The sequence below is a fragment of the Thauera sp. SWB20 genome (genome assembly GCF_000831325.1).
GTDB lineage: Bacteria > Pseudomonadota > Gammaproteobacteria > Burkholderiales > Rhodocyclaceae > Thauera > Thauera aminoaromatica.
The window spans coordinates 265,183-288,651 of record NZ_JTDM01000021.1; the positions used below are offsets into that span (position 1 = coordinate 265,183).

Below are 23,469 nucleotides of genomic sequence, written 5' to 3' on the forward strand. Positions count from 1 at the left end.
TCGGAACACCATGAGCCAATATCGCAAGACCAAACCGTCGTTCCTCGAGGCCGGCCTGCCCTGTGCCTCACTTTCTGCCGAGTGTCAGCGCGACAATAATGCTCGGCAGCGCCCTCCTCAGAATCGGCTGCACATCTGGTGGGCGCGGCGGCCGCCAACGGTCTGCCGGGCGGCTATTCTGGCGGCACTTCTACCGCACGACACCAAGCTGGATGAGGAGGCGCTCCCGGCCAAAGTCGAAGAACCGATCGCTGGCGAGTTGGATGAGTTACCCGCCAAGCTGCGGCCTCATCGAGCTTTCTTTAAGAGGCTGCTAGATGAGGTGGGACCGACGGCACTCAATAGAGAGCATGACAGTTTCCTGCGAGCGCTCGGCATCAAAGGGGATTCGCACCGCGCATATCGCAGGATGGCCGCTCGCGAGGATTATCTGATCGGCAGCAGCCCCATCTTGTTACCAATGTCCTGGACATATCGGCACCCACCAGCGCTCACGGTCGCTCCGAGTACGCTAGTCCTAAAGGCTCTCCATCAAAAGGCGAGAGAGATGTTGGGCCTGGACCTGGATGAGCCGCTGACGGTCCTGGATTTTATGGGTGGCGGGGGTGCGATTCCTTTGGAGGGCGTACGGCACGGCTACAAGGTTTTCGCCAATGACCTGAATCCGGTTGCAAGCCTTGTCCTCAAGGCCACTTTGGAATATCCGGCAAGGTTCGGTACCAACCTGGTCCCGAATATCGAAGCCTTCGCGAAGGAAATCGATCAACGAGTGCGCGAACGCCTCCTGCCCTTCTTTCCCATCGAGTCCGGGCCGACCTGGTGGGCGGATGAGCAGGAGAACGCGCTAGCGCAATTTCGTACGGCGACCATTGTCAAGCGAGAGCCAGCGAATCGGGATTCGACGAAGAACTGCTACATGTGGGCTCGGGTCGTGCCGTGCTCTAAGTGCAACCTCAACATCCCCATTTCGACCAACTTCCACCTCGTAACCAAGAAGGGCAAGCCTGAGGCGTCCATCGCGGCATTTCCAGAAGTGCCGAGTCGCGAGGAAGGTAACGACTGCAGCTTCCGCATTGTCAAGCACGCCGAATGGTCGGCCTGCCGCTGGCCGAGGCCGGATTTCACCCACTGGCATCCGCGCGAGACGCCTACCTTCAAGGACGGCAAGGCAATTTGTCCGCGCTGCGCGAATGTGATGGACGGCGATGAGGTCAAAACGACCGCCCGCTCTTATGAGGGAGGGCTGCCTGCGCAGCTTTATGCGGTGTGCTCGAAGGTGCCGGTGAAGCTGACCTACCGCAACGGCGAGGAGAAGATCCGTTACCTCTGGCGCTTCCGCGCACCGACTGCGGCTGACGTAGCGGCCGTTACGGCGGCCGAGGCGGAGCTTGCGCGGTTGCTTCCGCGCTGGCAGGCGCTAGGGCTGGTGCCCGACGAGGAAATTCCGGAAGGCGACAAGACCAAGGAACCTCGCAACATGGGGCTCACCCGCTGGCGCGATCTGTTCCTACCGCGGCAGTTGCTCACCAATGGCGTGATTCTGGAGGAGATTCGCGCCGCGCAGAGCCGAGTGCGCACGGCTTTGCCGCCGGAGGAAGCCGAGGCGGTCATCGTCTATCTCGCCTTCATCCTCTCGAAGGTGGTCAATTACAACAGCGTCAATACCTTCTGGCATTACGGTCGTAAGACGGTTGCCCAGACCTTTTCTCGTCATGACTTTGCTTTCCGTCCGGCGTTTTGCGAGTTCGAAGGTGCGCGGGAGACGGTGATGTGGGGCGTGAGTCAGGTAGTGGATGCCTATGAATCAATCGCCGCGATGATCCATGGTGGGGAGGTGCACCTAGACGGCGGGGACGATGAAGGCGGGGACGGAGACGGCGAGAGCAACGACCAAGAGTCCGTGGAAACGGAGGATGATGAAGTCGAAGAGAACGGCGAGGGTTCTGCAGACGGCGAGTCGGTCCATCAGTCCCTTTCACTGCGACCGGAAATTATCGTCCCGACTGTGACCAATGAGGACGCCGCCGCACTCTCGACACCGGCACCCGGCACGGTCCACCTGATCTGCGTTGATCCGCCGTATTACAACAACGTCCAGTATTCCGAGCTTTCGAACTTCTTCTACGTCTGGCTGAAGCGGGCATTGGTGGACGAACCCGGCCTTTTCCATCTCTTCCGCGAACCGCTAGCTGAGTCCAATCGAGAGGCGGTTGCCAATGCAGCTCGCTGGGCCCGCGAATCTGCGGCCGAACAAAATGCGTGGCAGCAGCGCTACGACGCCGAATTCAAGCGCCTGCGCGCCTTGAAAGTAAAGGTGACAGAGGCCAAGGCTCTGGCGACGGAGGCGGCTGGCGCGAGGCCAGCGACTGCCAAAGAACGTGCCGACCGCTTCTACGAAGACAAGATGGCCCAGGTGTTTCGCCGAGCGCGGCTCTTATTGCATCCGGCCGGGCGCATGGTGGTGATGTTCAACCACAAGGAGACTTACGCTTGGCGGGCGCTGGGTATGGCGCTGATCCGCGCCGGCTTCGAGATCCGCAGCTCAGTCCCCATTCATACCGAGGCAGAATCCAGCCTGAACATCCGCGGCCTCGATGCCGCCCGAAGTACCGTACTGCTGATGTGCGTTCCACGCGAGGATCGAGAACAAGCGGCCGGAAACTGGGCCTCGGTGCAGTCGCGCGTGGCCCAACTCGCCAGAGGCGCCGCTCAGCGCTTCCAGGGGCAGGGTCTCTCGGGTACCGACCTATACCTCTCGGCGCTTGGACCGGCGATCGGGGAGGTGGCACGTAATTGGCCGGTGACCGACTTTGCTGGTCGGGAAGTCGATCTGGAAGTGGCGCTGAATGAATCCTACCACTCGGTGGGGCAATGGCGTCTCGAACAGATTCTCGACGAGCTGACCGGCAAGGCGGAGTTTTCCGAGGCGGCAGCGGGGTTCGCAGCGAGCAATGCGGATCGCGACTCACAAGCCTTGTGGCTGTGGCTCGACACCTTCCAGGGCGAGACGGCGCAGAGCGACGACGTGCGCAAACTTGCTAAATCCCTAAACGTTGATCCGGACGATTTCAAACGCATGGGTTTGCTCCACGTGAACAAGGAATTGTTCATCCTTCGCCCACCAGCGGAAACCGATCTCAAGCTGCTGTCGCGCCGCTTGGCCGGCGCTGATTTGCCGCGAGGTCGTGCAGCCCGTGAAGCGGACGTGTGGGAAGAACGCGTCTTCCCAGGCTTCCACGTTGCAGCGGTATGGAATGCGATTGCCCTTATGGGAGGCGTCGAGGACATCGGCGCTCGTGGGCCGGAAGCGGTGCGCCGCTGGCTGAACGCCTCCGGCTATGGTGCGCAACCGGAATTCTTCGGCGCATTCGCCGTGACCCTGCATTTGTTGGAGCACATTTTCGGTACTCGCCCCTCTGGCCCGTGGCACGAGGCTGTAGTTCAAGCGCGACGGGCATGGGATCTGGTACTGAAGACCTGGCAAATCTGAGCCCCTGCTGATGAGACATTTTTTCGATCAGCCTTGATGTGAAACCTTCGGTGAACTTGGCGTAAGGGTGGATGGCACGATGAGTTTCGTTGAGCTGACTGGACTCAAGCGCCGGTATGCCGGCCAGGCGGGTACCTTGGTGCGGGAGTTTTTCATCCCCGTGCTTTCAAGAGCTGTGCGTTATGATCGCCAGACGGGTTACTTCGATTCAGCCGGCTTGGTGCAGATGGCCGAAGGGCTGGCCGGCCTCATCCAGAACGCCAAACCATCCTCCAAGGAGCCGCCGATACGAGTAATCGCCGGGGCAACCTGGACGGAGGCTGACGTCGATGCCTACCGTCGAGGCAAGGCGCCCTTGGCGGAATCCCTCGGGACTTCACTGCTGGATCGCTTTGCTCCTAGCGACGATGAGTGCGTCCGACTGGGCTTGCCCAAAGGCTGGAAGCCGGAGGCAGATCAGATTGCTCGCCATCGCTTGGGAACGCTGGCTTGGCTGGTCGCGTCCGGCATGCTGGAAGTCCGTGTGGCCCTACCACTCGATCCTTCCGGACGTCCCTACCTGCCGGGACGTCAGGGCGCGCTGTATCACCCGAAATCCGGCGTACTCTACGACGGGGAGGGGCAGCGCATTTTGTTTCAGGGATCAATTAACGAAACGGGTGCGGCCTGGGCTCGCAACCGGGAAAAGTTCGACGTAAAGCGTTCTTGGTTCTCCGCACAGGACGTCGAGGATATCGACGCCGAAGAGCAGGAATTCAAGGTCATCTGGGACGGGGACGATCCGCAGCTCCTGGTGCTTCCGCTCCCCAGGGCAGTAAAGGAACGCTTGCTCGAATTCACTCCGAGCGACGGTCCTCCAATTCGCGACGCATTGGAGCCCGCGACGGTAATTCCGAGTGAGGAGGATCGGCTCACCGCCAGGCGCTATCTGGAGGCGCCTCGCCACCCTGGAAATGCCCATTTGGTACTGTCACCCTTGTGGTCGGACGGTGCCCACTTCCGACCGTTTCCACATCAGGACCGAGTCTATCGTCGAGCGAGCGAAGAGTATCCGCGCTCCTTTCTTTTCTGCGACGAAGTTGGCCTTGGCAAGACGATCGAGGGTGGCCTTGCGCTGCGCACGCTCCTGCTTCGAGGGCAGGTTTCTCGCATACTCCTGATTGTTCCGCGCTCGCTTGTGCGCCAGTGGATGGAAGAACTACGTGAGAAGCTGGCCCTTACTGGCTGGTTCTACGACGGGCGCGCATTGCATGACGTTGCAGGTCGACGACGGGAAGTAGCTAGCGCCCTCGCCGAAGCGGGAATCATCGTCACGTCGCGCCACCTTATCGCCCGTTCGGACCGGCGCGCAGAGGTTCTGGCTGCACCACCGTGGGATCTCGTGATTGTCGATGAGGCTCATGCGGCGCGTCGCTCGGGTCTGGACGATGCGCCCAACCAACTCCTCTCCCTGTTGCAAGACATTCGTCGTCGCCAGCTCAGCCCGACACTCTGGCTACTGACCGCAACGCCCATGCAACTCGATCCGATCGAGGTATTCGACCTCCTGCGCCTGTGTGGCCTTGAGGGTCAAGCATGGAGCGACTGGGTTCAGCCGTCAGGTTTTCAGCAATTTTTCGAAGACTTACGAACCTTTGGTAACCGCCCTCCAATACGACAGAAGGTTGTTCGCATGGCGGGCATCGCTGTTCGTCAGGGGGCACCGGCACTAGATGAATCGGCACCACCGAAACAGCACTGGTCGGGCTTCCAGTGGGAGATCTTCGTCCGGTCGGTAAATCAATCGACCGCTGAGTTCGCCACCCACTTGGCCATGCGCTTGTCTCAACTGAATGCCTTGCAGGCGGAGGCGCTGATCCCTTTTCTGGCGCGCCAGACACCACTCGGCGTGCTAATGTTCCGTCATACGCGATCGACCTTGCGGGCCTATCAGGCGGCGGGCATGGTCAGCAAACTCGCCTATCGCCGCCCCGAGGACGTTCCAGTCGATTTTGCATCAGCCGAAGAAGAACATCTATACCTGCGCATCGATGAAATGTGCCGTCAGTTCTACCGCCTGGCGGACTTTCCTCCTGATGAACGCAGCGGTGTAGGCTTTCTGATGGCGGTATTCCGGAAACGTCTTGCGAGCAGTTTCCATGCATTTCGATTGAGTCTGGAGCGTCGTCGGGACTTGATTCGCGCCATCCAAGATAAGTTGTCCGAATACGACATTACTGCGATCCAGCACCAGTTGGTCTCGGCAGAGAGCGAGGAAGAAGATGAAGCTGCCGAAGTCGAGGCAGCCTTTGATCGCGAACGCCAACGTTTGACGCGCCTCTACGGGGACCCAACGCGTCGCCAAAGTCTTGATGAAGAGCGAAAGTATCTGGACGACTACATTCGCGCGCTCAACCGTTGGGACAGCGACAGCAAGTTTCAACGGTTTGACGAAACCCTTAGGGCCTTGGTGGCGGGTGGTCACCGAGTGATCGTCTTTACACAGTATCTCGATACGTTGGACTTCATCCGTGATCGGCTCGTCGCTCGATTTGGTGATCGTATGGCCTGCTATTCGGGCCGAGGTGGCGAGGTGTGGGATGCGAGCGCGAATACTTGGAAATTGGTCGACAAGGCCGAAATCAAGGCTCGCTCGAAGAGTGACCATGATCGCGCTATTCATGTTTTGCTGGGAACCGATGCGGCCTCTGAAGGCTTGAATCTCCAGCAGTTTTCTGCCCTTGTGAACTACGATCTGCCATGGAACCCCATGCGAGTCGAGCAGCGCATCGGCCGGATCGACCGTATCGGGCAAGAATCTGAGACAGTTGGAATTTACAACCTCTACTTCCGTGGAACGATCGAAGAGGATACCTACTTCACCCTGAAGGTCCGGATTCGGATATTTGAGGAGGTCGTCGGACCGCTGCAGCCGATCCTCGCGGAGATGCCTCGCATTATGAGCAAGGTAGCTCGCGGCGAAATGGAACAGAATGAGGCGCAACAGTTACTTGACGAGGCCACCCGGAGAACCGCGGGTAGCGGCATGCAGCCGCTCGAAGCCTTTACTCAAACGATGGCCATAGATCAGTCTGATCAGCCCCAGGCAGGCCAGCGTTTCGCAGGAGGAGCTTGCCGCTTGGTGTCTGACGCACGTGCCGCCAGGGATGTCGATCATGGCGATTCCGGAGCCCGGTTCTCAGACGACGGAATCAGACGGCCGCCGAGCCTGCTTCAGATTGACGTGGCAAGGAGCCCCGGCGCCGCTTGGCATTCTCGATGACGAAGAGCTGCTTGTGACGTTCAACGGCGAGCTTGCCGATCGGCATCCTCCAACGGCGAAATCTGCTGATGACGAAGAGGAAATTACAGCAACCAGCGGCGAAGGGGTTCGCTTATTGACTTGGGGCGATCCACTGTTGGTGAGCTGGTTGGAGGCGTTTGCGGGCACAAACTGTGATGAGTCTAACGAACATACTGGTGCCACCGGGACTTGATCGAAGAATCCCTGCGCAGCGGCCTACGTCTACCAGATCTATGCCTATCTTCGATCACAAGCGGGACGCGGTGACGCCCTCGCTGACTCGGCAAGCGGCTTGCTTGCATCCGTCTATCCGCGAGGAAGTGGACGAAACGGCTGTGATCCAAGGGCACAACATCCGATTTGCGACGGTCGACCTGGCGATGTCGCCTTCTGACATCCGGGCACGACTGCTGGGTCTGTGCGCGCCGGTATGGAAACCGCTTTCATAACGGTCGACTGCGGTCATCGACCTCGCACTGATACCGAAACCCCCTTCAGAAGACCTTCATTCCAGGGAGACTCCCCAGCCGGCAAGACCTACTCTTCGAGCCATACGATTGCAGCAGCGATCGACAGCCATCGACCCGAGGTCAACATCATGCTCATCGCTACGCCGAAGGAATATCCGGACAAGGCCAAGTCTGAGTCACTAAGAATCGATCGGCAGGACATCGTCGAAACGCGACTGTGGCTCGAGGAACACGACTGGCTCTACGGGCTGCTGCGCAGCGACAAGAACGTGTCACCAACGTTCCGCTTCCCGGATCTCATCAGTTCCTGCGTCTCGCTTGTCTTCACGCGCCAGGATCCGTCTGCGTGCATCTTCCAATTTCTCGGGACCGAACTCATTCTTCGATCTCCCCAGACACCGCGCCGCCGTGAATCGATGTGGCGGCGGCAGTACCAGTTGCTGTTGGAGCTACAACGTTCCCCCGCCAACCGACACCCCAACCCCAAGTTTCAACTCGACCAACTGACGACGGCCTGCGTCGCCCTATGCCGGACAGCGGATCCGTCAGGTGACGCCATTCTGCAGCGGGCGCGCCGCAACATGGCCGAAAGAGCCAATCACGGGTGGGATGCGCCGCCCGGTTGAGGTTTCGCCCACTTCAACGGTTGTTCCTGATCGGCATACCTTCCCGTTCCTGACCCGCTCGCTCACCTCGCCCGGCTAAACGCCGGACTGACCCAAACCCGACCCTGACCGTCTGCGCACCGCCGACGGCCCAGACAACGCTGCCCGCTTTCCGGCGGGCCGATCCGGTTTCGTTTGGAGAGGTGACCCATGCGTAGACTGCCGCATCTTGCTGCCCTGGCTGCCTTCGCCGTCCTGGCAATCGCACCCACCGGGACGCAGGCCTGCTGGGAGGAAGCTGCCCAGCGCTACGGCATCTCGGCCGACCTGCTCTATGCCATTGCCCGGGTCGAATCGAACCTGAATCCCCTGGCGGTCAACCGCTCACACGTCCGCCGCACCGGGTCCTACGACATCGGGCTCATGCAGATCAACAGCGGACACCTGCGGACCCTATCCCGTCACGGAATCCGCGAAGCCGATCTCTTCGAGCCCTGCACCAACATCCATGTCGGCGCCTGGCTACTCGCGGACAGTTTTTCGCGGCGAGGCGCGACGTGGGATGCCGTCGGCGCCTACAACGCGGCCTGCTCGCAACTCAAGGGCAAGGGCTGCATCGAGGCCCGCGCCAAATATGCCTGGCGCGTGTACCGACAGTTGCCCCCGCGGCGCGGCGGACGTTCGGGGACGCTGGTGGCATCGACGGCGGCGGCGCCCGCCCTGATGTCGGTGAGGGTCTCGCCATGACGGCTCGCGTTCTGCATCGCGCCGGTTGGCTTGCGGTTGTCGGCTGCTGCACGGCCGTCGCAGCGTCGTGCAGCCTGTTCCGCACGCCGGTACCGGCCAATCCCGCAACCGGACGGCATGCGACGGCACCCGCACGGCTGGCCCAACTCGACTTCGGCCGCGACGCCGTGTTCGCGCAGTGCGTGACCCCGGCGTGCCCCATGCGCACGTCCAAGACCCTGGCCACCGAAGCGCCCAGGCAGTCGATCGACCCTGCCGCGTCACCCGCCCCGGCCGAACCCGTCGCGCCCGCCCCCGTGCAGAACGCTCCTGCGACGACGGCGCAGTCCTCGCGCACGGTCATTGTGCAGTTCGCCCTGGGCAGCGCGAAGCTGAGCCGCGCCGCGCGTTCCCAGCTGAATGCGGCCATGGACGATCTGCTCCAAGTGCGCCGCATCACGATCATCGGCCGCACCGATAGCACGGGGCCGCTGGCATTCAACCAGGACCTCGCCCTGGCGCGCGCCCTCGCGGTTCGCGACCACCTTCGCCGGACGCATCCGGCGCTGGCCGCGACGCTGACCCTGCGCGCCCGTGGCGCGTGCTGCTTCATCGCACCGAACGACACCTTGGCCGGCCGCGCGCAGAACCGCCGGGTCGAGGTGGTCTTCCAGATGAACGAGGAGGACCAGCCATGACGTCGTGCCGGTCGTTCGCCGATCTCGAACTCCTTCACCCGTCGAGCGCTCGCGCTCCCACCCGCCGGCGCCCTCACGCGCCCACCCGTCTCCCCTACCCCGTTCAACGCTCAATCCATTCCCGGAGGTTTTCATGAACACTGCAGTGCTCGTCGCTTCCCCCCGCGTTTCCCCGCGCAAGCCGATGACCGTCGCGATGCTGCTCGCGACGATCGTGCTCGGCCTCGGCGCCGCCTTCCCCGGCTACGCCCTGGACTTGGTCGCCTTCACCGGCATCACCGGACCGCTCACCTCCGCCCTGACCCAGCTCGCCGATCTGGGGCCGGGAATCAAGGCGCTGGTCGGCTTCATCGGCTTCGTCGTCGCGCTGATTTCGCTGTCCGCGCTGCGCAACTTCGGGCCCGTCCTGTTCTACGTCGGCCTCGCCATCTTCGCCGCCGTCGGCCTCGTGATCGCCGGCGCGATCATGGGCGCGGTGGTCTGACGCCTGCCTCGAGCCCTGGGAAACCGGCATGCGCACCGACACCTACATTCCCCGCCGTCTGGACGACCAGTGGAAGATCGGCTTCTGGGACGTCGATGTCGCGGCGCCGGTCGTTCTCATGTTCTTCGTCGGCTACCTGTCCGGCACGAGGATGTCCTTCGCCATCTGCCTGGCGACGGGCATCTTCCTCTCGCGCTGGATCTCGCGGCTGAAGGCGGACAAGCACCCGGCCTACGCCATCCACTGGTTGTACTGGCATCTGCCCGCGAGCCCCCTGACCGCGATGCGGGCCACCCCGCCCTCGCACCTGCGCCGCATGGTCGGTTGAGCCCGGAGAACGCCCATGGACTTCGAACGGCTCAACGGCGACATCAAGGAGATGCGGCGCCGCAATCGCGGCCTCGGCCTGGCTGTCGGCGTGCTGGCTGCCGGCCAGATCGTCGCCCTGGTGGTCATCCTCAATCTGTTGGGAACGGTGCGCACGGTCGTCGTGCCGCCCGCCCTCAACCAGACCTTCTGGGTCACCCGCGACCAGGCCAGCCACGAATATCTCGAGCAGATGGGCAGCTTCATCGCCTGGCTGATCCTCGACGTAACGCCGGCGTCGATCGACTGGAAGAAGGACGTCCTGTTGGGCTACGTCGAGCCCGAGCAGTACGGCCCGCTCAAGACTCGGCAGGAAGTGGAAGCCGAGCGCCTGAAGCGCATCAACGCCGCCACCGTATTCGCGCCCCAGCAACTCGTCCCCAGCGAAGCGGCGCAAAGCGTCGTCATCCGCGGGCGCCTGCGCACCCTGGTCAACGGCTTCGAGACGGCCAACGAGCTCAAGGCCTACCTCATCGAGTTCAGCTATGCCGGCGCGCGCATGCACCTGAAGGCCTTCAAGGAGGTGCCCTATGCGAGCAAATAGTTCAGCAAGTAATCCAGCCACGACACCGCTACCAGTGCAGCGCATCGAACAGGCATTGTCGGCGATTGCTACGGTCGCCGCGGTGATCCTGGCAGCGCCCGCCCATGCCCTGCAGCTCGTCGAGGCCAGCGACGGCGTTTCGGTCGAAGCCATCCTCTCGATCAAGGAGCCGACGCGCATCCGCATCGAGAACGCACCGATCACCGACGTGTTCGGCAACATTCTGTCGAACAACTGCGGCCCGTCTCCTGCGCTGCCCACGAATCCCGGCGCCACAGCGCCTGGGGCCGGCCTGCCGACGGTGAATCCGGGCGGCGAGATCGTGCTGGAGTGCGACCACGACAAGGGCGAGGTCTATATCCGCCCGGTGGGTGACTCGGCCAAGCCGATCAACCTGTTCGTCTCGTCGGCCGGCGCCACCTACACGCTGCTGCTGCGCCGCGCCGACACGCCGGCCGACACCATCGTCATTCGCGACAAGACGCCCAAGGCGTTCAGGGCGACGGGGGCGAATCAAGCAGCGGCCGGGCCGTCGCCGAATCCCATCCGGGCGATGAAGGCCCTGCTGGTGGCGATGGCCTCGGATCGCGTGCCGCCAGACATCCAGGTGGAGGAAGCCCTCCGCACGATCCTGCTTTGGACGGAAGTGCGCTTCTCCTTGGTACGCCAGTACGAGGGGCGCGGTCTCATCGGCGAGAAGTTCCTGCTGCAGAACGTCGGCACCGAACCCATGGTGGTGGCTGAGCAGGAGTTTGATCGCGACGGCGGCGAGGTCGCCGGAATCGCCATCGAGCACCACAACCTGCGCCCCGGCGAAAGCACCAGCGTTTACGTGATCCGGCGCGGGGGTGGGCGATGAACGCGCCGCGCCAACCCGCCCACGCCCTGCGCGCCCTGTTGGAACGCCTGTCGCCCAAGCGGCGCCAGTACGCGATGCTGGGGGCCATCGTCGCCGGCGGCGTCGGGGTCCTCTGGCTGATCTTCGCCGTCACCGGCTCCAGCGCCAGGAACGGCGAGGCCCGCACCGCCGCCGGGCAACCCGCCACCGTCACCAACCTCGGCGTGATGCCGCCCGGCGGCCAGGTCAATCCGGTGGACCAATGGGTCGGCACGGCAGGACGCAAGCTCGCCCAGTACGAAGCCGAACGCGAAGAGCAGGCACGGCTCAACAAGGACCGCCAGGCCTTCGAGGCGAAGACCCTGCAGCGGTTCGCGCAGTTGGAACAACGGCTCACCTCGGCCCAACAGGCCGCCGCCACACCGGCTCCTCCGAAGCCGGCAGATCCGCCGACCTCCATGCCGCCGGCGCCACCACCGCCCAAGGCAGTATCGGCGGGCGCGATGCCTCCCGGCGTCCCGGGGAACCTGCCCCCACCCGTGATCGCGCCAGCCATACCCACGATCACCCGCATCTCCCTGGGCGATCGATCCCGGACCAACACTGGTTCTAGAGGGACATCGAACACTGAAACGGCCCTGGCGTCGGGCGCCGGGGCGCGGACGCCACCTACCCTCTCCACCTTCCTGCCGGTGAGTTTCACGCGCGGCACCTTGTTGGGCGGGCTCGATGCGCCCACCGGCGGCCAGTCCCAGGCCAACCCCCACCCGGTGCTGATCCGCCTCTCGGACAACAGCGTGCTACCGAATCGCTTCCGCGGCGAATACCGCGAGTGCTTCGTGATCGCGGCCGGCTACGGCGACATCAGCTCCGAGCGCGCCTATCTGCGCACCGAGAGCCTGTCCTGCGTGCGGGCCGACGGCGCCACGCTGGAAGTGAAGATCCAGGGCAGCGTCTATGGCGAGGACGGCAAGGTCGGCATGCGCGGGCGCCTGGTCACCAAGCAGGGGCAGATGCTTGCCAATGCGCTGCTGGCCGGCGTGGTGAGCGGGATCGGCCAGGGCTTGGCCACCTCATCGACTGAATACAGCACCTCGGCGCTGGGCACTGTCGCCAGCGCCACCGGTGCCGAAGCCTACCGTGCCGGCCTCGGCACCGGGGTCGGCAAGGCGCTGGACCGCCTGGCTCAGTACTACATCAAGCTCGCCGAGAACACCTTCCCGGTCATCGAGGTCGATGCCGGCCGCGAGATCGACGTGGTGATCACCAAGGGCGTGCGCATCGACGTGCCGATGGCCGCGAATGCCGCCCCGGCATCGCGCTTCCCAGCCTCTCCCGAAACCCGCTACCTGGAGACCTCCGACGATGGCAACTACTGAAGCCGTGCGCGGCCGCCTCGCGGCGATCGCGCTGGTCACGGCGTTCGCGGGCGCATTCCCGCCGGCGCACGCCGCGACGTCCGACGAATCCCGCCTCCTGGCCGCCTTGCAGAAGGCCCATCCCGGCACGCGCTTCACCGAGGTCACGCGCTCCCCGGTAGCCGGCCTTTTTGAGGTCTGGATGGACGGCAACGTCGCCTACGTCCCGGCGAGCGCCCCGCGCTATTTCCTGTTCGGCCGGCTGTTCGACACCGAGACCCTGCGGGACCTCACCGGCCCGAAGCTGGCGCAGGCCGCGCGCACCGGCAGCCCGGCAGACTCTGCCGACGTGCAAACGCCAATCCCGCCGATTGCCTTCGACCAGTTGCCGCTGGCCGATGCGATCAAGACGGTGCGCGGCAAGGGTGAGCGCCGACTTGCCGTCTTCAGCGATCCCAACTGCCCCTACTGCCAGCAGTTGGAGCCGGAGTTGGCGAGCCTCGACAACGTCACCGTCTACACCTTCCTCGTTCCCTTCCAGGGTGAGACCAAACCGATCGCGGTGTGGTGCGCGGCCGATCGTGAGCAGGCCTGGGAGCGCCTGATGCTCCACGGCGACGAGACCCTGCTTAACACCGGCGCCGCCTGCGACCACCCCATCGCCCGCAACCTGGAGTTGGCCCGCCGCCTCGGCGTGCAAGGCACGCCCACCCTGGTCTGGGCAGATGGCGAGCGTACCGAAGGCTTCGTGCGGCGCACGGTGCTGAAGGCGCGACTCGCCCAGGCCGGCATCCCGGAGCGGCAGCCATGAAGACCCTCATCCTGCGCATCGTCACGGCCTGCCTGCTCCTCCCCCTGGGTGCCTGCATGAACATGTCGGGACTGGGTGGCGGCTCGAAGTACGCCTGCAAAGCGCCCGAAGGGGTCGCCTGCGACTCGGTGTCCGGTACCTATGCCAACGCCCTTCACCACAACCTGCCCAGCCAGCGCGCGCGGCGCTCCCCCGCTGCCCGGCAAGAAGAATCCGGCGAGCGGGCTCCCCAAGCGACGACGCGCGCCGCAGCCCCCGCAACCGCCGGCGATGCCGGTCCCGGCGTGGCGCCCAGCCCCTTGCGCTCGCAGGCCCGCGTCCTACGCCTGTGGATCAAGCCTTGGGAAGACGCGGACGGTGACCTGTACGACCAGGGTTACGTGTACGTGCAGGTCGACAACGGCCAATGGCTGATCGACCACATGCAGCGCCAGATCCGCGACGCCTATGCACCACTGAAGCCGCCGCCGAACTTGCCAACTAAGTCCGCTCCCGATACCGCCACCGAATCGAACCCCGGAGGCAACTCGCCGGCCGCGCCAAGCTTGCTGCAGCGGCCAACCGTCACCGGACCCGGCGCCAGCCGCGCAGAGTGAGGACTCCATGAGCACCCCGCATCTCGACACTACTACACCCCGCGGCCGCTCCGAGGCACCGCGCTTCGCCTTCAGCCGGCCCGTGGAGACGCCAGCCGAGCAGTTCGCCAACTGGCTGCCCTACTCCGCCTACCTCGCCGCCGAGAAGATCTTCGTCAATCGCGACAGCATGGGCTTCCTGCTGGAACTCATGCCCCAGTCCGGGGCCGACGAGCGCATGGCGGAAGTCCTAGTCTCGCTCTACGCCAACTGCCCGACCGGCACCGGCATCCAGTTCCACCTCTTCGCCTCGCCCCAGGTGCGCGAGCCCTTGCGCCGCTACGCCAACCTGCGGGTCGAGGATGCGACCCAGGCCGAACAGGCCAAAGCTTGGGGCCGCCCGGCCCGCAACGGCAACCTGTTCAGGAAGCTCGCCCGCCAGCGCGTCGGCCACCTGCTGCAGGGCGCGCAGAAGTCGCTCACGGCGGGCTTCCACTACACGATCCGGGACTTTCGCCTGATGCTCTCCGTCGCCTTCCCGGGCGACGCAGAAGACCTCAACCGGCGTGACGAATTGATGGCGCTGCGCGACTCGATGTCCTCGACGCTGCGCTCGGCCTCCCTCCCGAACCGTGTCTGCGACGCAGCCGACCTGATCAACTGGTGCGCCCTCTTCACCAATCCGGACCGCATCTCGCAGACCGACGCCCCCGACCTGCACTACGACGACGGGCGCGAGCTGCGCGACCAGATCGTGGACTTCGACACCATCCAGGACCCGCACCCGGGCGGCCTCACCTTGTGGAAGGAAGCGATCTCCGAGGTGCTGGAGGCACGCTTCTACTCGATCAAGAGCTTCCCGGAACGCTTCGCGCTCTGGCAGATGGGTTCCCTCATCGGCGACCTGATGCAACCGGCGCTGCAGTACAGCGCGCCCTTCCTGCTGACGCTGGGCGTGCATGTGCTCGACCCCAACGTCACCAAGTCGGTGGTGACCGCCAACCATGTGCGGGCGACGCAGAACGCCAAGTCCAAGATGGCCGACGTCATGCCCGACGTGAAAAAGAAATTGGACGACTGGACCGCCGCGGCGGATGCCATCGACACCGGCGGCAGCCTCGTGAGCCTCTACCACCAACTGGCGCTCTTCACCGCCCCAGACAAAGCGGTCGCCGCCCACGAAGCCGCTAACGCCATCTGGCGCGGCCGCGGCTTCCAACTCAACGCCGACGCCTACATGCACCGCCAGGCGCTGCTGGCCAGCCTCCCCATGACGCTGACGGAGAAGTTCCACAAGGACCTGGTGAAGATGCGCCGGGTCACGCGCAAGACGATGGCCAACGCCATCCACATGGCGCCGCTGATCGCCGAGTGGCGCGGCACGCGCACCCCGGCCTTGGTCTTCGGCGGCCGCCGCGGCCAGTTGATGACTCTGGACATCTTCGACAACGACCTGGGCAACTACAACTTCGCCATCATCGGCGCTCCCGGCTCGGGCAAGTCGGTGCTGATGAACGAGATGGCGTGGTCCTACCGCGCCATCGGCGCCAAGGTCTGGATGCTCGACCTCGGGCGCTCCTTCGAGAAGCTGTGCCGCAAGGCCCAGGGCACCTACATCGAGTTCCGCCCGGACGTCGACATCTGCCTCGACCCCTTCACCCACATCGTCGACATCAATGAAGACATCGACATGCTGGTGCCGGGCATCGCCAAGATGTGCTCGATGCAGCACGCGCTGGAAGAGGTCCAGTACAAGGCGATCTCGGCGATGGTCTTGAAGCTCTGGCGCGAATACGGGAACGGGCTGCGCATCACGGGACTGCGCGATGCCTTCAAGGGCGGGACCATCGAGGAACTCGGCGTGGTCAATGATCAGCGCATCAAAGACCTCGCCATCATGCTCAACCCCTATGCGCGCGGCGGGCAGTACGAGCGCTTCTTCGAGGGCCGAAACAACGTCGATTTCTCCAACGACTTCATCGTCATCGAGAACGAGGAGCTGAAGCGCCGGCCCGACCTCCATGCGGTGGTCAATATCCTGCTGCTGCACCGGATCACCGGCGAGATGTATCTGACCCGCAACCGGCGCAAGGTGCTGTTCGTCGACGAGCTGAAGCAGCAGCTGGGGGACATCGGCGCCGACGATCCCGTCAAGGCAGCCGTGATCGAGGAGGCGGCCCGACGCGCCCGCAAGTACGGCGGCGCCTTGGGCACGGCGACGCAAAGCGCCGACGACTTTTACGGCTCGGCGCAGATGGAGGCCGCCTTTAATTGCTCGGACTGGGTCTTCCTGCTGCGCCAGAAACCCGAGTCCATCGAGATGCTCGACCGCAAGGGCCGGCTCACCATGGACGAGCCGAAAAAGCGCCTCTTGAACTCGCTGCGCACCGAGGCCGGCGTGTTCTCCGAGCTCTACATCTCCTCGCCGGTGGGCGAAGGGGTCGCCCGCGCCATCCTCGATCCGGCCACCCACCTGCTGTTCTCCAACAAGCTCGAAGACAACGCGCCCATCGACGAATTGCGCGCCCAGGGCCTTTCGATCGATGAGGCGATCAGCGAACTGTTGCGGCGCCGGGGGCACGCGGTATGAAAGCGACCGTTCTCCACTGGCTTGCCCACGGCTTGGTGACGCTGGTCGTGGTGGCCGCATCGCTCGCAGCCTACGACCGCTGGGTGCTGCGGCCGGCCCTGGTCATCGGGGTGGTCGATGTGGCCGAGGTGTACCGCGCCAAGGAAGCCGAGTTCACCCAGATCCTGACCAAGACGCTTAGTCAGCCATCCTCGGAAGAAGACCGGCAGAAGGCGCTTTCCATGGCGAAGACCTTCGCCCAGCGCCTGCCGGCCGCCCTCGATGAGCTGCCGCGGGAATGCGGCTGCCTCGTACTCCTCAAGACGGCCGTCGCCGGACCGACGCCGAACACCGTCGACCTGACCGCCCAACTGCGCAGAAAGGTGGAAGCCCCATGAAAGAGCCGATCTCCCCGGTGGCACCTCAAGTCCCGCCCCGCTCCCTCGGGCGGCGTGCCCTCGACGATTTCGCCGACTTCCTGCGCCATATGCATAGGCGCTGGTATCTCTACCTGCCGGTCTTCGCGATCTGGGGCCTCGCCTATGTGCGGCTTTTCGTCGATGCGACGCCGCGGCTGCCCGTGCTGTTCAACTGGACGCCCAGCTTGCCCTACCGGATCGCACTGCTGGTTCAGGATCCCGGAGAACTGCATCGCGGCGACTACGTGGTGTTCGCCTTCGACGGCCGCGCGCAGGCCGACTACCCCGGCTTGCGGGGCCAGCCCTTCTTCAAGATCGTCCGCGGACTGCCCGGTGATGCGGTCACGGTGCAGGGGCGCGTCGTCGCCATCAACGGAGTGCCGGTCGGGGTGGCCAAGACCCACGCCCACGACCGGCGCCCGCTGGCACCGATCGCGCCCACGATCATCCCGCCCGGCTACTTCTACGTGCAGGGCACCAGCTCCGACTCCTTCGATTCGCGCTACGCCGCGAGCGGCCTGGTTCGCACCGACCAGGTGATCGGCCGCGCGGTGCCGCTGTACTGATGGAGGCGGGCATGAAGCATCGCACCGCACTGATGTCGCGACTCGCCCCCCGGCTCGTCGCCGTCGTCCTGGCCACCACCTCCGCCGCTATGCCGGTCTGGGGACAAACCAGTCCGGCGCGCGGAGCACTACCGAAATCGGATGTCCACGCCGACGAGATACCTCTCGACGATTATCTGGGCTTGCTGCAGCGGATCGCCCCCGCCGCTGAAACCGGTGCCCGGGCTTACCTGGCGGCATTCCAGCGGCGTTGCGGCCGCCCCATGCGCACCAGCGAGTTGCGCCGTGCCCTTTCCCAGGGCGGCGGCGATCCCGTGCTGCTGGGGCTGATCCGTGCCAGCCACCTGCGGGATGCGGTGGGAGAAGCCCAATGGGCCCAGCAGGTGCGCTGCCCGGGCGGGAGCACGCCATGACCGCACTCAAGATGCTCGTCGTCGCGGCGGGTCTGAGCCTCCTTGCGCCTACCGCGTTCGCCGTGGAGCTGGATGTCATCGGCCCGACCTACGAGATCAGCGAACCCCACCTGCTGCAGATGATCGAGCGGCGCTTGCGGGACATGGAACGCAGCGGCGAACTCCAGCGGCTGGTAGAGCAAGCCCGGGACCGCGGCATCGAGTCTGTGAAGCACCCGCCGCCGGTAGCGGGCCTGCACGCCGCCGAAACCGCGCGGACCTACTACGTCGACCCGAGCTTCACCCTCGATCGCAACCTCCTCGGCCCCCAGGGCGAGCTGTTGTTTGCCGCCGGTACGCGCAAGAACCCGCTGGAGGTGGTGTCGCTGTCCCGGTACCTGCTGTTCTTCGACGCCCGCGACCCGCGTCAGGTCGGCCGGGCGCGCCAGCTGATGGTGTCGTACCACGGACGCATCAAGCCGATCCTGGTGGGCGGTTCCTATCTGGAGTTGATGAAGTCCTGGCGCATTCCGATCTACTACGACCAGCACGGCCTGCTCACGCGCCGCCTGGGCATCGCCCAGGTGCCGGCCCTGGTCTCCCAGGAGGGACTGCGGCTGCGGATCGACGAACTGGAGCTCGCGCGATGACCCGGCGACGTCTACCCATGCTGCCCTTCGTGCTGGCGCTGCTCCTCGGCCTCGCCACCCTGCCGGCCCGGGCCGCCGGCGCGGCCACCTGCACGGGCAAGTTCCCCAACCCGATCACCGACATCTGCTGGTCCTGCATCCTGCCCATCAGCATCGGCGCCGCACGCGTCGCCAACTTCGGCGACCAGGAAGACACCGACAACCCGTCCAGTCCCGTCTGCAGTTGCGGCGTCAATCCGACCATTGGGCTCTCCATCGGCTTCTGGGAGCCCGCACGGCACGTCGAAGCGGTGCGAAAGCCCTTCTGCCTCGTTTCCTTGGGCGGCGTCGATCTCGACCCGGGCATCCCGGCGCCGGAGGCCGCGCGCTTCACCCGCCCGGAAGGCGATGGCGACGGCGGCAGCTTCTACCAGGCGCACTTCTACGTGAACCCGGTGATGTACTGGCTAGAAGTGGTCACGGACTTCCCCTGCCTGGAGAAGGGCTCTTTCGACCTCGCCTACCTCACCGAGGTCGACCCGCTGTGGAATGACGACGAGCTCACCCTGATCCTCAACCCGGACGCCGTGCTCTTCGCCAATCCGGTCGCCATCGCCGCTTGCGCGGCCGACTGCGTCGCCGCCTCGGTGGGCTTCGGCCTCAAGGAGCTCTTCTGGTGCGCCGGCTGCCAGGGTGGCATTTATCCGCTCGACGGCCACGTGCCCTACCACCTGGGGGGCGTGCGCACCGCCGCGCTGATGGCCCAGCGCCTGACCGCAAAGATGCACCGCGAACTGATCGCCTGGGGCTGGCACGGGACGCCCGGCCTGTGCGGACCGTACTTCGAGCCGGTCATGGACAAGACCGCCTACAAGACCCAGCTCACCTACCCGATCCCCAACACCGCGAAGGAGGCCGGCCGTTGCTGCCAGCCCTTCGGCCGCACCACAGTGCTCTGGGGTGCCGGCAAGGAATACCCCGTGCGCGGCGAGGACTTCGCCTTCATGTTGTTTCGCAAAAGGAACTGCTGTGTCGGCTTCTAATCCCGTCCTTCCTGCCCTCGCCTTCGCTGTTGTGCTGGCGGCGAGCGCCCAGACCCTTGCGCAGAACCCGCCGCTCGTCACCGACGCGGACATCGAACGGGTCCGCCGCGAACAGCCGACGATCTCCGATCAGGATATCGAGCAGGTGCGGCAGCGACATCGCATGCCGAGCGACGCCGAACTGCAAGCCGCGCCGGTGCCGGCCCCGCCCCACATCGACGCACTGCCGACGCCAGCGGCCCGTGCCCCGATCGACCTCGAAGCCCTCGCGCGGGGCTATGCATCGCAAGCGCAGGAGATGAGTCGAGCAGAGGGACTGGCGTCCGGGCCGGGACTCCTGGTGTTCGTCAGCCTCTCCATGCCGCAGCCTACGCTGCAGCGCCTCATCGACCAGGCCGCACGCGCCCAGGCTTCCATCGTCCTCCGGGGCTTCACCGACGGGTCGCTGCGCACCACCGTCGTCCAGGTGCAGCGCCTCATCGGCGACCGGCAAGTGGCGGTGCAAATCGATCCGCAGGCCTTCGACCGCTATGCCGTCACCCGGGTCCCGACCTTCGTGCTGGTGCGCGATGACGCCCGACCGGTCCCCTGCGCCGGTGGCAGCTGCGCGCCGTCCGAGATCTTCCTGCGGACCTCCGGCGACGTGAGCTTGGACTACGCGCTGGAATACATGCAGCGGTCGGCACCCGGGTTCGGCCCGGCAGCCGACATCTTCCTGAAGCGGATTCGGGGATAGGAGGCAGAGATGAACGGCCCCCACGCTCACGTTCGTTCGCTGCCCCCCGAAGGGGCACCAGCCTCCTTGAGGCGGCTCGGCGGAGGCTGGATGCGCCGCTGGATCATCTGGATCACGCTCTTCTGCTTCGTCACGACGCAGACCGCTGCCGTGGCCGACCCGTTCGAGGAAGGCACCGCAGCCGGCCAGGCGGCCAACCCGGTAATCCGGGGGACGGTCAATGCGCCGAGCGCCTCGAGCACCGTACCGGGTTATACCAGCACACCGCCGGAAACCGCGTATTACGGCCTGCCCAGCTTGGCGGGGTCGGCCAATGCCCGCCTGACCGCCTGCGCCACCGCTACCGGCGATCCCGTCTGTGAGGCTCAGCGCGGGGCGATGACGTCGGCCAACACGCCGCGCGAGGCCATCTCGCCCTACGACCCGGCAGTGAGCGCCGCCCGAGCCATCGCCGCCAACCCCGCGGCGACCCTGGAAGACATCGCCACCTATTACAGCGGCTGTGAGGTGAATCGCGTCGCCACCCCCCCCACCGAAAACCGCGTCTGCCGCCAGTACAGCGGCACCTCCCCGTACTCCTGCACGCGCTCATTGAGCGTATCGGTGTCGCGCACCAGCAGTTGCACACCGGGCAACTGGTTCGCCAACGCCGCTTCGGGCCGCACCGGCCTGGATGTGCAGTGCATACCGGACAGGCCTGCCAGCCAACAGCATTTCCGGGTTACCGACCGGGGTACGCCCTTGACGTACTTCGACCTCGATATGACCACGCCGCTGGCGTTTCCCCGCATGGTCGCGACGCTCCCCCGCAGCGGCTCATGGTGGTGGTGGGGCGACGGCCAGAATGGCCTGTGGGTCGCCGACAATCAGTGCGTCGGCGACAGTTGTCGGCTGACCGCCATGGTCGCCCAGGAATACCGGCGCGTCTGCGCCGACGGAGGTGGCGACTCGGGCTTCGGCGACTGCGCGCTGGAGCGCCCCTTCCTCGAAGTCTATGGCGCCTGCCCGTCCGGGACCCAGAGTGGCGACAACATCCTGCCCTGGTGGGGCTGGGGCGGCGACATTTCCGCCTTCGAGGCGTCCGCCTGCTATGCGCCGTCCGCGACGGCGTCCGGACTCATCGGCTATGACGTGACGGGCACCGTGCCCGGCTACTTCTGGACCAAGGACGCGCAACGTCTCGTGGTCGGCTGGCGGGTCAATCCGGCCTATGGGTCGATTCCGCAGATGATCCTGAATTACGAACGTCCCCACACAACGGTGACCGAAACCGATCGATGGGACGACCAGTGCCCCGCCCTCGCCGCCGGTGGCCGCTGCACGGTGGCAGGAGCCGCGCGCTGCGTCGACGGCCCGGCCACCAAGGTCGTGAACGGCACCTCCGTATCGCGTGCCTGCTGGCAGTACGAGACGACACTCGCCTGCGCGCAAGCCGCCGCGAGCGACGAGTGCGCGCCCCTGATTGCGGCCGGCTGTGCCCCAGCAGGCACTGTATGCCGGCAGATGAACGCGGCCACCGGCATCTGCGAGATCACCGAGAACACCTACACCTGCCCGGTGCCGCCGGGCAATACCGTCACGGCAACGAACTGTCCGGCGAACGTCTTCTGCCTCGCCGGAAACTGCTTCAACACCAGCTACACCAATGACGCCGACTTCGCCCGTTCGATGTCCCTGATGGAGGCGGCGCGCGAGGCCGGCGTGTATCTCGACACCGACCGCATGCAGGTCTTCAAGGGCGAGGGCAACCGCTGCCGCGACCGGTTGTTCAAGAACTGCTGCTATTCCGACTCGGCCGGCGCCGGCATGACCAACCAGAGCCTGTTCGGCACCGGCTCGCGCCTCGTTTACGACGTGCTGATGAACGCCGACAACCGCGAGTTCCTGTACCAGGGAATGCAGGCGCTGCTCCTCGGCGGGGGCTTCAGCGGCACCTTCACCACCTACGGCGTGACCGTGGCGGTCAATGGCGCCGCCCTGCCCGCCGGCTCGGCGGTCCTTTATGCGGGGGACAGCGTGGTGATCGCCTTCGATCCGTGGTCGCTCGCCATCGCCGTGGTCATATACATCGTCATGTCCATGTCGTCCTGCAACGAGGAGGAAGGCAAGCTCGCGATGAAGGAAGGGGCCGGGCTCTGCCACAAGGTTGGCACTTGGTGCTCGTCGTGCATCCGCGTTTTCGGCAAGTGCGTCGCCTGCATCGAGCACACCACGGGCAAGTGCTGCTTCAACAGCAAGCTCGCGCGCATCGTCAACGAACAGGGCCGCGTGCAGGTGGGCAAGGGCTGGGGCTCCGGCAAGAACCCCGACTGCTCGGGCTTCACCATCGCCCAGCTCCAGCGCCTCGATTTCGCGGCGATGGACCTCACGGAATTCTATGCCTCGATCGTCCCGACGCTCCCCAATGTCGGAGCGATCCAGGGCAGCAATGCCGCGCGCCTCACCACCTGCTACTACGGACAGGGGAAATGCCAATGAAGTTGATCTATGCCGCAGCGCTGGCCGTGCTCGCGTCGCCCGTCCTCGCCGACGACGCATCCCGCGCGCCGGTACCCGATGCGCGCCCGCTCATGCTGGCCGCCCTCCAGGCGACCGACGGGCACGCCCAGGGGATCCTCACCGGGGAGATGGCCGACGCGATCACCCGGCGCTTCGGCGCCACCTCGCCAATCTACATCGACGTGACGACCGAGAAGCGCTACGCGCAACCGGGCTGCGGCCGCTTGAAGGTCACGTTCTGGCAGGAGGGTGTTCTGCTCCCCGGCGCCACGACCCCGCGCCGGCAGACGATGGACTTCGGCATCGACTACTGCCTCGACGGCCGACCGCCGCAATCCCTGAAGTAGCCGTCCGGCATGAAACGTTCC

Annotated in this window: 21 protein-coding genes; all 21 read left to right on the plus strand. The window is 65.1% G+C overall.

Annotated elements, in window-relative coordinates:
* Positions 1 to 10 precede the first annotated feature (10 nt).
* The 21 genes from PO78_RS18635 (at position 11) to PO78_RS18735 (ending at position 23,448) form a co-directional block, all read left to right on the plus strand.
* Entirely contained in the window at positions 11 to 3,490 is a 3,480-nt protein-coding gene (locus PO78_RS18635; RefSeq protein WP_082047906.1) for a DUF1156 domain-containing protein, read from the plus strand.
* A gap of 79 nt (positions 3,491 to 3,569) precedes the next feature.
* Complete coding sequence (locus PO78_RS18640; protein ID WP_043745932.1) at positions 3,570 to 6,752, plus strand: SNF2-related protein; 3,183 nt, start codon at positions 3,570 to 3,572, stop codon at positions 6,750 to 6,752.
* A gap of 451 nt (positions 6,753 to 7,203) precedes the next feature.
* Complete coding sequence (locus tag PO78_RS18645; RefSeq protein ID WP_231570761.1) at positions 7,204 to 7,869, plus strand: hypothetical protein; 666 nt, start codon at positions 7,204 to 7,206, stop codon at positions 7,867 to 7,869.
* 189 nt (positions 7,870 to 8,058) lie between these two features.
* On the plus strand, positions 8,059 to 8,595 hold the full coding sequence (locus PO78_RS18650) for a lytic transglycosylase domain-containing protein (protein ID WP_043745938.1): 537 nt from the start codon (positions 8,059 to 8,061) through the stop codon (positions 8,593 to 8,595).
* A complete protein-coding gene (locus PO78_RS18655) occupies positions 8,592 to 9,272 on the plus strand; it encodes an OmpA family protein (protein WP_043745940.1) in 681 nt (226 codons plus the stop codon). Before PO78_RS18650 ends, PO78_RS18655 begins: the two co-directional genes overlap by 4 nt.
* A 133-nt stretch (positions 9,273 to 9,405) precedes the next feature.
* Positions 9,406 to 9,756 (plus strand): hypothetical protein, encoded by a 351-nt coding sequence (locus PO78_RS18660; protein ID WP_043745943.1) that lies wholly within the window; start codon positions 9,406 to 9,408, stop codon positions 9,754 to 9,756.
* 28 nt (positions 9,757 to 9,784) lie between these two features.
* On the plus strand, positions 9,785 to 10,084 hold the full coding sequence (gene traL, locus PO78_RS18665; RefSeq protein WP_041646594.1) for a type IV conjugative transfer system protein TraL: 300 nt from the start codon (positions 9,785 to 9,787) through the stop codon (positions 10,082 to 10,084).
* 15 nt (positions 10,085 to 10,099) lie between these two features.
* Positions 10,100 to 10,666 carry a type IV conjugative transfer system protein TraE gene (gene traE, locus PO78_RS18670; RefSeq protein WP_043745960.1) on the plus strand — a complete coding sequence of 189 codons (567 nt, stop codon included), beginning with the start codon at positions 10,100 to 10,102 and terminating at the stop codon, positions 10,664 to 10,666.
* Positions 10,667 to 10,700: 34 nt separating this feature from the next.
* Positions 10,701 to 11,525 carry a type-F conjugative transfer system secretin TraK gene (locus tag PO78_RS18675; protein ID WP_231570762.1) on the plus strand — a complete coding sequence of 275 codons (825 nt, stop codon included), beginning with the start codon at positions 10,701 to 10,703 and terminating at the stop codon, positions 11,523 to 11,525.
* Entirely contained in the window at positions 11,522 to 12,883 is a 1,362-nt protein-coding gene (locus PO78_RS18680) for a TrbI/VirB10 family protein (RefSeq protein ID WP_043745966.1), read from the plus strand. The genes PO78_RS18675 and PO78_RS18680 overlap by 4 nt, the downstream gene beginning before the upstream one ends.
* The gene (locus tag PO78_RS18685) at positions 12,870 to 13,673 is read left to right on the plus strand and encodes a DsbC family protein (protein ID WP_043745970.1); all 804 of its coding nucleotides are present in this window, start codon (positions 12,870 to 12,872) and stop codon (positions 13,671 to 13,673) included. Before PO78_RS18680 ends, PO78_RS18685 begins: the two co-directional genes overlap by 14 nt.
* Positions 13,670 to 14,269 carry a type IV conjugative transfer system lipoprotein TraV gene (gene traV, locus PO78_RS18690; RefSeq protein ID WP_043745972.1) on the plus strand — a complete coding sequence of 200 codons (600 nt, stop codon included), beginning with the start codon at positions 13,670 to 13,672 and terminating at the stop codon, positions 14,267 to 14,269. The genes PO78_RS18685 and traV overlap by 4 nt, the downstream gene beginning before the upstream one ends.
* A gap of 7 nt (positions 14,270 to 14,276) precedes the next feature.
* Entirely contained in the window at positions 14,277 to 16,838 is a 2,562-nt protein-coding gene (gene traC / locus PO78_RS18695) for a type IV secretion system protein TraC (RefSeq protein ID WP_043745975.1), read from the plus strand.
* Positions 16,835 to 17,215: a hypothetical protein gene (locus tag PO78_RS18700; RefSeq protein WP_043745976.1), complete on the plus strand. Its 381-nt coding sequence runs from the start codon at positions 16,835 to 16,837 to the stop codon at positions 17,213 to 17,215. The genes traC and PO78_RS18700 overlap by 4 nt, the downstream gene beginning before the upstream one ends.
* Positions 17,212 to 17,802, plus strand: coding sequence for a conjugative transfer signal peptidase TraF (traF, locus tag PO78_RS18705; RefSeq protein WP_043745979.1), 591 nt, complete (start codon positions 17,212 to 17,214; stop codon positions 17,800 to 17,802). Before PO78_RS18700 ends, traF begins: the two co-directional genes overlap by 4 nt.
* An 11-nt stretch (positions 17,803 to 17,813) precedes the next feature.
* Positions 17,814 to 18,215, plus strand: a complete 402-nt coding sequence (locus tag PO78_RS18710; RefSeq protein WP_043745982.1) for a hypothetical protein — start codon at positions 17,814 to 17,816, stop codon at positions 18,213 to 18,215.
* Positions 18,212 to 18,844: a type-F conjugative transfer system protein TraW gene (gene traW, locus PO78_RS18715; protein ID WP_043745984.1), complete on the plus strand. Its 633-nt coding sequence runs from the start codon at positions 18,212 to 18,214 to the stop codon at positions 18,842 to 18,844. The genes PO78_RS18710 and traW overlap by 4 nt, the downstream gene beginning before the upstream one ends.
* On the plus strand, positions 18,841 to 19,866 hold the full coding sequence (traU, locus tag PO78_RS18720) for a conjugal transfer pilus assembly protein TraU (RefSeq protein WP_043745986.1): 1,026 nt from the start codon (positions 18,841 to 18,843) through the stop codon (positions 19,864 to 19,866). The genes traW and traU overlap by 4 nt, the downstream gene beginning before the upstream one ends.
* Positions 19,853 to 20,602: a type-F conjugative transfer system pilin assembly protein TrbC gene (gene trbC / locus PO78_RS18725; protein ID WP_043745987.1), complete on the plus strand. Its 750-nt coding sequence runs from the start codon at positions 19,853 to 19,855 to the stop codon at positions 20,600 to 20,602. The genes traU and trbC overlap by 14 nt, the downstream gene beginning before the upstream one ends.
* Positions 20,603 to 20,692: 90 nt before the next feature.
* Positions 20,693 to 23,080: a type-F conjugative transfer system mating-pair stabilization protein TraN gene (gene traN, locus PO78_RS18730; protein ID WP_052484461.1), complete on the plus strand. Its 2,388-nt coding sequence runs from the start codon at positions 20,693 to 20,695 to the stop codon at positions 23,078 to 23,080.
* Entirely contained in the window at positions 23,077 to 23,448 is a 372-nt protein-coding gene (locus tag PO78_RS18735) for a hypothetical protein (protein WP_043746002.1), read from the plus strand. The genes traN and PO78_RS18735 overlap by 4 nt, the downstream gene beginning before the upstream one ends.
* Positions 23,449 to 23,469: the final 21 nt, after the last annotated feature.

Excerpts from the sequence above, each read along its gene's own strand:
- traF (WP_043745979.1), top strand. The coding sequence starts at position 17,212 with ATGAAAGAGCCGATCTCCCCGGTGGCACCTCAAGTCCCGCCCCGCTCC.
- traW (WP_043745984.1), top strand. The coding sequence starts at position 18,212 with ATGACCGCACTCAAGATGCTCGTCGTCGCGGCGGGTCTGAGCCTCCTT.
- traV (WP_043745972.1), top strand. The coding sequence starts at position 13,670 with ATGAAGACCCTCATCCTGCGCATCGTCACGGCCTGCCTGCTCCTCCCC.
- PO78_RS18635 (WP_082047906.1), top strand. The coding sequence starts at position 11 with ATGAGCCAATATCGCAAGACCAAACCGTCGTTCCTCGAGGCCGGCCTG.
- PO78_RS18735 (WP_043746002.1), top strand. The coding sequence starts at position 23,077 with ATGAAGTTGATCTATGCCGCAGCGCTGGCCGTGCTCGCGTCGCCCGTC.
- PO78_RS18640 (WP_043745932.1), top strand. The coding sequence starts at position 3,570 with ATGAGTTTCGTTGAGCTGACTGGACTCAAGCGCCGGTATGCCGGCCAG.
- traN (WP_052484461.1), top strand. The coding sequence starts at position 20,693 with ATGCGCCGCTGGATCATCTGGATCACGCTCTTCTGCTTCGTCACGACG.
- traC (WP_043745975.1), top strand. The coding sequence starts at position 14,277 with ATGAGCACCCCGCATCTCGACACTACTACACCCCGCGGCCGCTCCGAG.
- PO78_RS18650 (WP_043745938.1), top strand. The coding sequence starts at position 8,059 with ATGCGTAGACTGCCGCATCTTGCTGCCCTGGCTGCCTTCGCCGTCCTG.
- PO78_RS18700 (WP_043745976.1), top strand. The coding sequence starts at position 16,835 with ATGAAAGCGACCGTTCTCCACTGGCTTGCCCACGGCTTGGTGACGCTG.
- PO78_RS18660 (WP_043745943.1), top strand. The coding sequence starts at position 9,406 with ATGAACACTGCAGTGCTCGTCGCTTCCCCCCGCGTTTCCCCGCGCAAG.
- traU (WP_043745986.1), top strand. The coding sequence starts at position 18,841 with ATGACCCGGCGACGTCTACCCATGCTGCCCTTCGTGCTGGCGCTGCTC.
- PO78_RS18685 (WP_043745970.1), top strand. The coding sequence starts at position 12,870 with ATGGCAACTACTGAAGCCGTGCGCGGCCGCCTCGCGGCGATCGCGCTG.
- traE (WP_043745960.1), top strand. The coding sequence starts at position 10,100 with ATGGACTTCGAACGGCTCAACGGCGACATCAAGGAGATGCGGCGCCGC.
- PO78_RS18710 (WP_043745982.1), top strand. The coding sequence starts at position 17,814 with ATGAAGCATCGCACCGCACTGATGTCGCGACTCGCCCCCCGGCTCGTC.
- PO78_RS18655 (WP_043745940.1), top strand. The coding sequence starts at position 8,592 with ATGACGGCTCGCGTTCTGCATCGCGCCGGTTGGCTTGCGGTTGTCGGC.
- PO78_RS18645 (WP_231570761.1), top strand. The coding sequence starts at position 7,204 with ATGGAAACCGCTTTCATAACGGTCGACTGCGGTCATCGACCTCGCACT.
- PO78_RS18680 (WP_043745966.1), top strand. The coding sequence starts at position 11,522 with ATGAACGCGCCGCGCCAACCCGCCCACGCCCTGCGCGCCCTGTTGGAA.
- traL (WP_041646594.1), top strand. The coding sequence starts at position 9,785 with ATGCGCACCGACACCTACATTCCCCGCCGTCTGGACGACCAGTGGAAG.